This is a genomic window from Chamaesiphon sp. OTE_20_metabat_361 (genome assembly GCF_031364565.1).
Map to the genome: position 1 here is coordinate 1 of NZ_JANLWO010000089.1, position 7,133 is coordinate 7,133.

6 protein-coding genes are annotated in these 7,133 nt (G+C 46.2%); 3 read left to right on the forward strand and 3 right to left on the reverse strand.

All coding sequences use genetic code 11. The annotated features are described in order from the left end of the window. On the forward strand, positions 1-389 hold a 389-nt coding region (locus tag RMO35_RS02425), incomplete at its 5' end, for a hypothetical protein (protein WP_309738323.1). 208 nt (positions 390-597) lie between these two features. Here RMO35_RS02425 and RMO35_RS02430 read toward each other — a convergent pair. The 3 genes from RMO35_RS02430 to RMO35_RS02440 form a co-directional block, all read right to left on the reverse strand. Further along, on the reverse strand, positions 598-1,635 hold the full coding sequence (locus RMO35_RS02430; protein ID WP_396135591.1) for an SAM-dependent methyltransferase: 1,038 nt from the start codon (positions 1,633-1,635) through the stop codon (positions 598-600). Between the two features lie 460 nt (positions 1,636-2,095). Then, the gene (locus tag RMO35_RS02435) at positions 2,096-3,004 is read right to left on the reverse strand and encodes an acyl-CoA desaturase (protein WP_309738326.1); all 909 of its coding nucleotides are present in this window, start codon (positions 3,002-3,004) and stop codon (positions 2,096-2,098) included. A gap of 323 nt (positions 3,005-3,327) precedes the next feature. Then, the gene (locus RMO35_RS02440; RefSeq protein WP_309738328.1) at positions 3,328-4,281 is read right to left on the reverse strand and encodes a M48 family metallopeptidase; all 954 of its coding nucleotides are present in this window, start codon (positions 4,279-4,281) and stop codon (positions 3,328-3,330) included. Between the two features lie 201 nt (positions 4,282-4,482). Here RMO35_RS02440 and RMO35_RS02445 point away from each other — a divergent pair, with 201 nt between their 5' ends. Together RMO35_RS02445 and RMO35_RS02450 are read left to right on the forward strand one after the other, a co-directional pair. After that, positions 4,483-4,953 carry a tetratricopeptide repeat protein gene (locus RMO35_RS02445; RefSeq protein ID WP_309738330.1) on the forward strand — a complete coding sequence of 157 codons (471 nt, stop codon included), beginning with the start codon at positions 4,483-4,485 and terminating at the stop codon, positions 4,951-4,953. A gap of 86 nt (positions 4,954-5,039) precedes the next feature. Beyond that, on the forward strand, positions 5,040-7,133 hold a 2,094-nt coding region (locus tag RMO35_RS02450; protein ID WP_309738332.1), incomplete at its 3' end, for a CPBP family intramembrane glutamate endopeptidase.

Consider the following 7,133-nt stretch of genomic DNA (forward strand, 5'->3'; position numbering starts at 1 on the left):
TAATTATCGATCTGGGTATTTATCTGCGGACGGTAGAGTTATTAATTCGCAATCTCCGACCGGAATGGGACTCGATCGAGCGTTATTTTACCCAATTGGCTAGTAATGATATTACTACCAAACAAGCGGCGGCACAGTCGATTAGAGAAGCCTGTCAGATCGTTGCCAAAAAGAGTAAGTTAGTCAAAGGTAGCGATCTGGTAAGTGCCAATGCGATCGCCGAAATCTTGAGTCAAGTCGCCATCGAAATGTTAACGGCTTTAATTCCCACCGATGCCGAAAAATATCAAGCATGTGTGGAACAAATCGACGATTGGGGCTGGGCAAAGTTGTTAGAATCAGTCCAATCGACATCGGTATATATCGCCTGTGAACTATTTACAGGTTAAGGGAGCATATTTAAAACTCTAATGTTTAATGCTGAATCTGGTTAGTAAAACCCATCAATCTTGCCCTCACCCCGCCAGATCCTCCGGCTCTGGCGGGGTGAGGGCAAATGGGCTTTGTTAGCATAAAAAGTCATTGTAAGGCGGATTTAATTATCAACCGCCCTAAAATATATTTCAGGATGGTTGATGATTAAACACTCTCTTCTTCCTATCGAACGTGAGTCATTAGATATTGACCGTTACCATTGTACTCGCCATCGCAAGTCGCAAAGATTGTCCCCAACATAATTAAGTAGAATCGCCAAATTCGCCGAAACTTGGCATAATCCATCCCATAATCTAATAACTTAATACTTGCTTGGGCATCATCAAATCGGCGCAACCATTCGGTCATAGTGTAATGATAATTCATCCCATTTAGGTACCAGCGATCGACAGTTTTGAGGTCGCGATCGTGACTGGGAATCGCATCATGATTCCAATACCGACCGTGGGGAAAAATGTACTTATGAGTGAAGCCAGATGACATATTATTCGGGAGTCGCGCGGTAATAATATGGATCAAGACCTTACCATTACTTTTAAGAAAAGATGACAGCTTTTGGAAAGCATTAGTAAGGTTGCCAATATGACAAAAAACGCCGATCGACAGAATCTTATCAAACTTTTCAGCGAACTCTACTTGATTTAGATCGCCTTCAATCAGGGTGAATCGACCCGAACTGAGGAAACTTTGCGGATCTTGCATTTTGTCACGCATGTACTCGCACTGCTGATGACTGAGATTTAGCCCTGTAAATCGGACATTGGGAAACTTGGACATAATGTAGTTTGGCACACAACCCCAACCACAACCAAAATCTAAAATATTATCGCCATCGACGATTTCTAGTCGTTCGATGACTCGATCGATCATGTGCATTTGAGACGTTTCGAGATCGGTCGCGCCATCTTCCCACCAGCCCATACTGTACTTGGGATAGATAACTTGCCAATCTCCCAACATCTGATTCAACATGGCTTGGGGCAAGTCATACTGCACTTTCATCAGTTCTGGCGAAGATTCCGCCAATTGCACGGATTCCTCTAATACCCACTCATAAGGAGCGACCAAACCGGGCGCAGATTTGAATAAAATCGGCATCGACGTATGAAATATCGATCGCAACACCGAATCGGGTATTTCAACACCGTTAACATAAGCCTCTGATAATGCCATTTGAGTGGCATTGAACGCGCTCGCCATCAATCGCGTCGCTCGATCCGAGATCGAGGTCTGAGCCGCGATCTGGCTAACGCTAGGGACATACTCGTTCACCGCTGGAAAAAGTTCTTTAGACATTTTTCTTTCCCGATTGCTGAGAGGACTATTTCAGTCACTTCGCCAGCGGCACATTGCGAAAGTGCCTCCAGATCGCATCTTTAGAGATTTTTCACGTTGGCATAAACGCTCTGAGGGAGAATTGCCAAGATCTGCTTTCTCACTAGCAATTTGTGACTTGTAATCTAATTGTAGCAGGAGTCAAGGTGTTCGATAGTTAAGAATTAACCTGATTTGCTACCGATTTAGATGCCTGCGACTAAAGTCGCGGCTAATGATGCAAAGTCCGCCTGCGCGGACTATTATCCTAGTCTGCGCAGGCGGGCTTTGCATTCCGTTCGCGTAGTGTCTGCCTTGCAGACACGGCGGTTCCTAACCGCTGGGGTTAAGAATTAACAGATGTTTCCACGATCGCGGGGATGCCGTGGGACAGCTTGCGGCTTTTGGCACGCGCCAGCAGCTCGCTGGTACTGGGGACTTTAAGTTTTGAAGCTAACGAAAAGAACTCCAGCACTTTAATGAAGCCAAACGTCGGATCGACAAGATAGATCGGCTTGCCATCACGAATCGTAATCCCATGCCGACTAGACGACGGAAACGCATGGTGCAGATTGTGCCAACCTTCACCCAAACTTAGCAAAGCAACAAATCCATTATTGCGGCTGAGATCGTTGGTATTAAATGGTCGATCGCCAAATAGATGACTGAGGGAATTCACGGTTTGGACGCCATGAAATAACAGCATGGTACTGAGGAAAAATGCGCCCAAATATTCCAATCCACCCAGCCAATAAGAAATCGCCGCCAGTGCTAACACCGGGACAAAGTGTAATCGATCGATTATCTTGAGGACGAGATCGTTTTCGACATCGCTTGGCAATTTAGCCGGAAAAAAGCGGAAGGATAATAACCAACCCGCCTGCGACCAATAAAAGCCACCAACCCCCTGCGGCGGAGTATGCGGCGAGTGCGGATCGAGTGCGCGGTCGGAATGTTGATGATGCGTCAGATGGTGCGCTTTCCACCAACTCGGCCCCATATGTCCGGCGGATGATGCGATAATACTACCAATCCACAAGACGATCGCTGGAGCTTGATAGCTTTTGTGGGTGAGCAGGCGATGATAAATACTTGTGGTTGCGAGCATCCTGGTGAGATACAAAAATCCGATCCAGAACATAGATCCCCATGACAAGCCAGTACTGAGTACTAGCAACGATCCGAAGTGACTGATGATAATCAGCAGCGGCCCCATTACGTATGAAACGATCGTGAGTGGAGAATACTGCTTCATTTATTTCCTGAGTGCTTATGCAAAATTAGTTAAACTTTTTTACTCTTTCCACAAGATATTGTATCTGCAAATTCTGATGTGACAACAAATCTAGAAAGAATGACAATATCGCTCGTGCGGAAGCGCGTGTAATTTTTGTTTTCAAAGAAATACACTTTATCCCGATTTTTTAAATTAAAGCGACAGATATCGACCTCTCCCATTCTCATCTCATCTGGGGAGCAGATCATCTGTCTTTTGCTAGATTTGAATTTGCGTTAAACTACTCAACCCGAGCGACTCTCGGCCAGAGTTGAGGACTGTTGCGTCGATTTTCTCGATAATTAACGACCTTCAGATCTCCGTCTGTCGATCTCTCGTTGCAGTTCGTCGATTTCGCGCTGCAATCGGGCGGTTTCGCTGGCAGTTGGTTCGGTATTGACGGTATCGATCGTCACACGTTGATATTCGCCGCGTCGGATATCGCGATATTCAGTAGAATTCGTCCACTCTTGGAGATAGTGCAGGCGTTCGACGGGAAAAGGATGGCTGAGCATCCCATTTACGCCTACATACATCAGTGCCTTATAGATTTGATTCAGTCCGTCTTCATCTAAATTTCGATAATTTTCTGATTGCTTGATAAATTCTTCGAGACTGCATTCATCGATATACTTGCTACTCCCACCAGCAAGTTTCATCATTGTTGTCATCACCACTCGCGGATCGTCCATCACGAGTAGCGCTGCCCGATCTGATGATAACTCAGCTTTGCGTCGCCATTCATAAAAGGCTACGATTAGACCATTACTAATGATATTGCCCAGCCCAAAAGTCATCTCACCAATAACTGAAGCCGCATTCATTACCCACATTGCCATTTGAATGAGGATGGTATGTCCGCATTTGATATGCCCTAATTCGTGAGCCAGAACAGTTTTAATTTCATTTTCTTCGAGTAAATCCAGCAAGCCTGTATTAATGACAATGTATGGATTTTCTTGCCCCATTGCGTAACTATTGACTTGAGGATTTTGGCTGACAAATAAGATCGGTTCGGGATAAATATCGAGATCGCGAACGCATTCCCGAAACATCCCATAAATAGTCGCATACTGCCTGGGGCCAGCTTGGATGCTATTGCCCATCAGGTATACCAGTTGCGGTCGCTCGTAGAGAAACTCTACAAATTTACTCGCTACCAAATTAAAACCGGGAACGCTGCGGAGAGCTTGTTCTGCCTGAAGATCGAGTGGATGCTTGAAAGCTTCGCTGGAAATACCTGGATAAGTAGCCATATATGAGGATAAATAATCTTCAAAAATTAGTTGGTGCCAGATGTTGTCTATCGGTACTTAGGTCTATTATACTAAAAGAATATTAACAGGTAACAATTGGCACCTTCTTGTCTGAAATAGTAGTAGACAGTTAGACTATTTCAAGATCTTTAACTGCACCAAGCTCTTTGTTACGAATTGAATAATTTGTTAGTAACCGCTATGAATCAAAATTTAGTTGATAAATTATTATTGGATCTAAAAAATAGCGATCTAAATATTCGAGAACGCGCTACTCGTCAACTCTGGAGCATCTGGTTCTGGCAAAAAGGCAAAATTCCCCTCGAACAGATTGAAGAAAGCGAACGATTGCTATCTAAAGGTAATGTTGTCGGTGCTACTTTGATTTTAGACGATCTAGTCGATGCTTTGCCAGATTTTGCTGAAGCGTGGAATCGACGAGCGGTACTGAAATTTATGAATCAAAACTACGAACGCGCGATCGCCGATTGTGAAAAAGCGATCGAACTCAATCCCGTCCATTTCGGCGCACTGCACGGATTGGGGCTGTGTCATGCCGCTCTGGGCAATTATTCCGCTGCGATTAGGGCGTTCCGCTTGGCGCTAGATATCCAGCCCCACGCGATCGAAAATCAACGCCTGATCCTCGAATGTACGGCGAGGTTGAGTTAAAGTAGGGGATGTCTCGATCGCACTTTCTGTTCCGCAAGATTTACCAGGTTGGTAAGAGACAAATTCGCAAATTAAATTCGCCAGTGATGAAGCTTAGATCTTGGTGGGTGGCGGTGTTGTGGGCGATCGGGATGTACTGGGCATGGTTGTCTCCTGCTGCGACATTGGCAGATCTGAAACCCATGATTTCGGCTATACCGCTGGTGGTTTCGGCAGCAAATGATGATTTAGATCGGTCGAGTCTCAACAACACTCAGAGCGCCAATTATCGTTCAAATGGTGAGTGGATTGGCAGACTGATACTTCCCAGTCAGGAGGAGATCGCCAAATCGACTTTGACTGACTGGGTGTGGGTGGAAATTAAACATGCACCGGAGCTAAATCGATCGCTAATTGGTAAAAAGGTGCGCCTGACATGGCAGCCTCAATCCGATCTTCAGGCAGATGTTCGCCAGGTGACTACAGATGTTCGGTTTACAGCCGAGACGATTGCCAGTCAGCGCAAGGGTAATATTCATCCCCAACGGCTGAATGGTAGATCGGCGGTGGGTGCGCTCCAGTCGCTAGCAGGTGCCAGACTTGTAGACGATATATTGGTAAGATTGACTGGGGTAAATGTCGATCCTGAAACTGGATCTCAGAGTGCGATTTTGACGATCGATCGCGAACCGACTCAGATTACGGGTACTTTAACCGGATTAGTCAAAATTCTGGGTGCGGATCATAGTCATAAAACTACTTGTCCAAATGCTAAATCCTGTCTGAATGAGTATTTTAGTGTCCGACATTACGATCTAAATACTCGCGGCTTTCAGGGACAAATCGAGACGATTCGGATTCCTCAGATGCCAGCTAAACAGTCGGGGTTATTGCCGAGTTCGATTCGAGATTTGGAGCGATCTCCAGCCGGGAGTCAGGGCTGGTATATTTATGGAGATCGCGATCTGGCGGGTGTATTTACTGTTGCTGCGTTCCAACCGCGATCGTTATTTACACTGACATCACAGCGGGAGATCGTCGATACAGATGCCAAGTTTGATTATCTCGATCGACAGCATTGGCAAAATACGCCTCAGCATCAAGGTAAGTTATCACAAGTTAAATTTGTCGGCACGTCCACCAAAAATTTTTCAGGATTGGGTACCAAAGCCTTAGTCATCCATTCATTTGGTGGGATTGGTGGTAAAACTGGCGATCCTGCCGACATCTGGCAGACTATTACCGGGCATTTTGCCTATGGGATGGCAATGGTGACGCGATCGGCATTGACTGGCGCACCGGAGTGGCAGGTAGCATACAATCAGGTATATGCACACAATCCCGATGGCATCGTGGCAGGAAAACAGGATTGGGCGACGTATCAGGGGCATCTTCAGCGGGGCTGGATGGCGACGCGCCCAGTTGCGGATCTGTTAATTAGTTACCCACCTGTGACGGAGGATTATGATTTTGACGGGATTAAACTTTCGCCCCTGACGGAGTTACAGCGACAATTAAATATTTTTGCGGCGCGTTATCGGACTGGTGATGGTACTGGGAGTGCCAGCGTCACACCTGCGACTTCCTGCGTGCAAGATGCCAATCAAGCCTTGTATGTGACAATTCGGCAACTAAACCGTCAAGCCGCACAGCCAGCGATTCAAGCTTGGCTCGCCGCTCATCGACAGGAGCCGCAAACTCTACGATTTAGAGAGTTACAATCTCTAGGCGCAGAGCTAGAAACTACCCTCGCGCCACTAGGAATAGTTCGCCAAGATTGGCAACAAAACGCGGCGAAACTTGCTGGTATTCAAGTAGATAAAGGGTTTAGTAGTAGCAATAATCCGATCGCAGGATTGGTAAGCTGGCGGACGATGTTACCGCGTGGCGCTCAGGATGGGATTGCCAAGACTTTTACTCGTCGGGGGGCGACAATTTGGTTTCTAAATACCGCCCAGATAGGTGGCACAAATCCCGATATTTTTCCGATCGCACCGACAATTTTATTCGGGCAAATTCCGCTCTTGGCAATGTTAATCGTGAGAGTTTGGGCAGGGCTGGTTACGCTCCCAAATTTAGCGGGATGGCTACTCGGATTGGGATTATTAATTGGTTATGCGGTAGTTGCGCTATCGATCGGATTTAGATCCAAGTTTTTAACATTCACCCCTGAACCTGCTAATTTACAGTCGGGATTATGG

Coding starts and splice junctions, on each gene's coding strand:
- RMO35_RS02430 (WP_396135591.1), bottom strand. CDS start 1,635: ATGGCGAGCGCGTTCAATGCCACTCAAATGGCATTATCAGAGGCTTAT.
- RMO35_RS02435 (WP_309738326.1), bottom strand. CDS start 3,004: ATGAAGCAGTATTCTCCACTCACGATCGTTTCATACGTAATGGGGCCG.
- RMO35_RS02440 (WP_309738328.1), bottom strand. CDS start 4,281: ATGGCTACTTATCCAGGTATTTCCAGCGAAGCTTTCAAGCATCCACTC.
- RMO35_RS02445 (WP_309738330.1), top strand. CDS start 4,483: ATGAATCAAAATTTAGTTGATAAATTATTATTGGATCTAAAAAATAGC.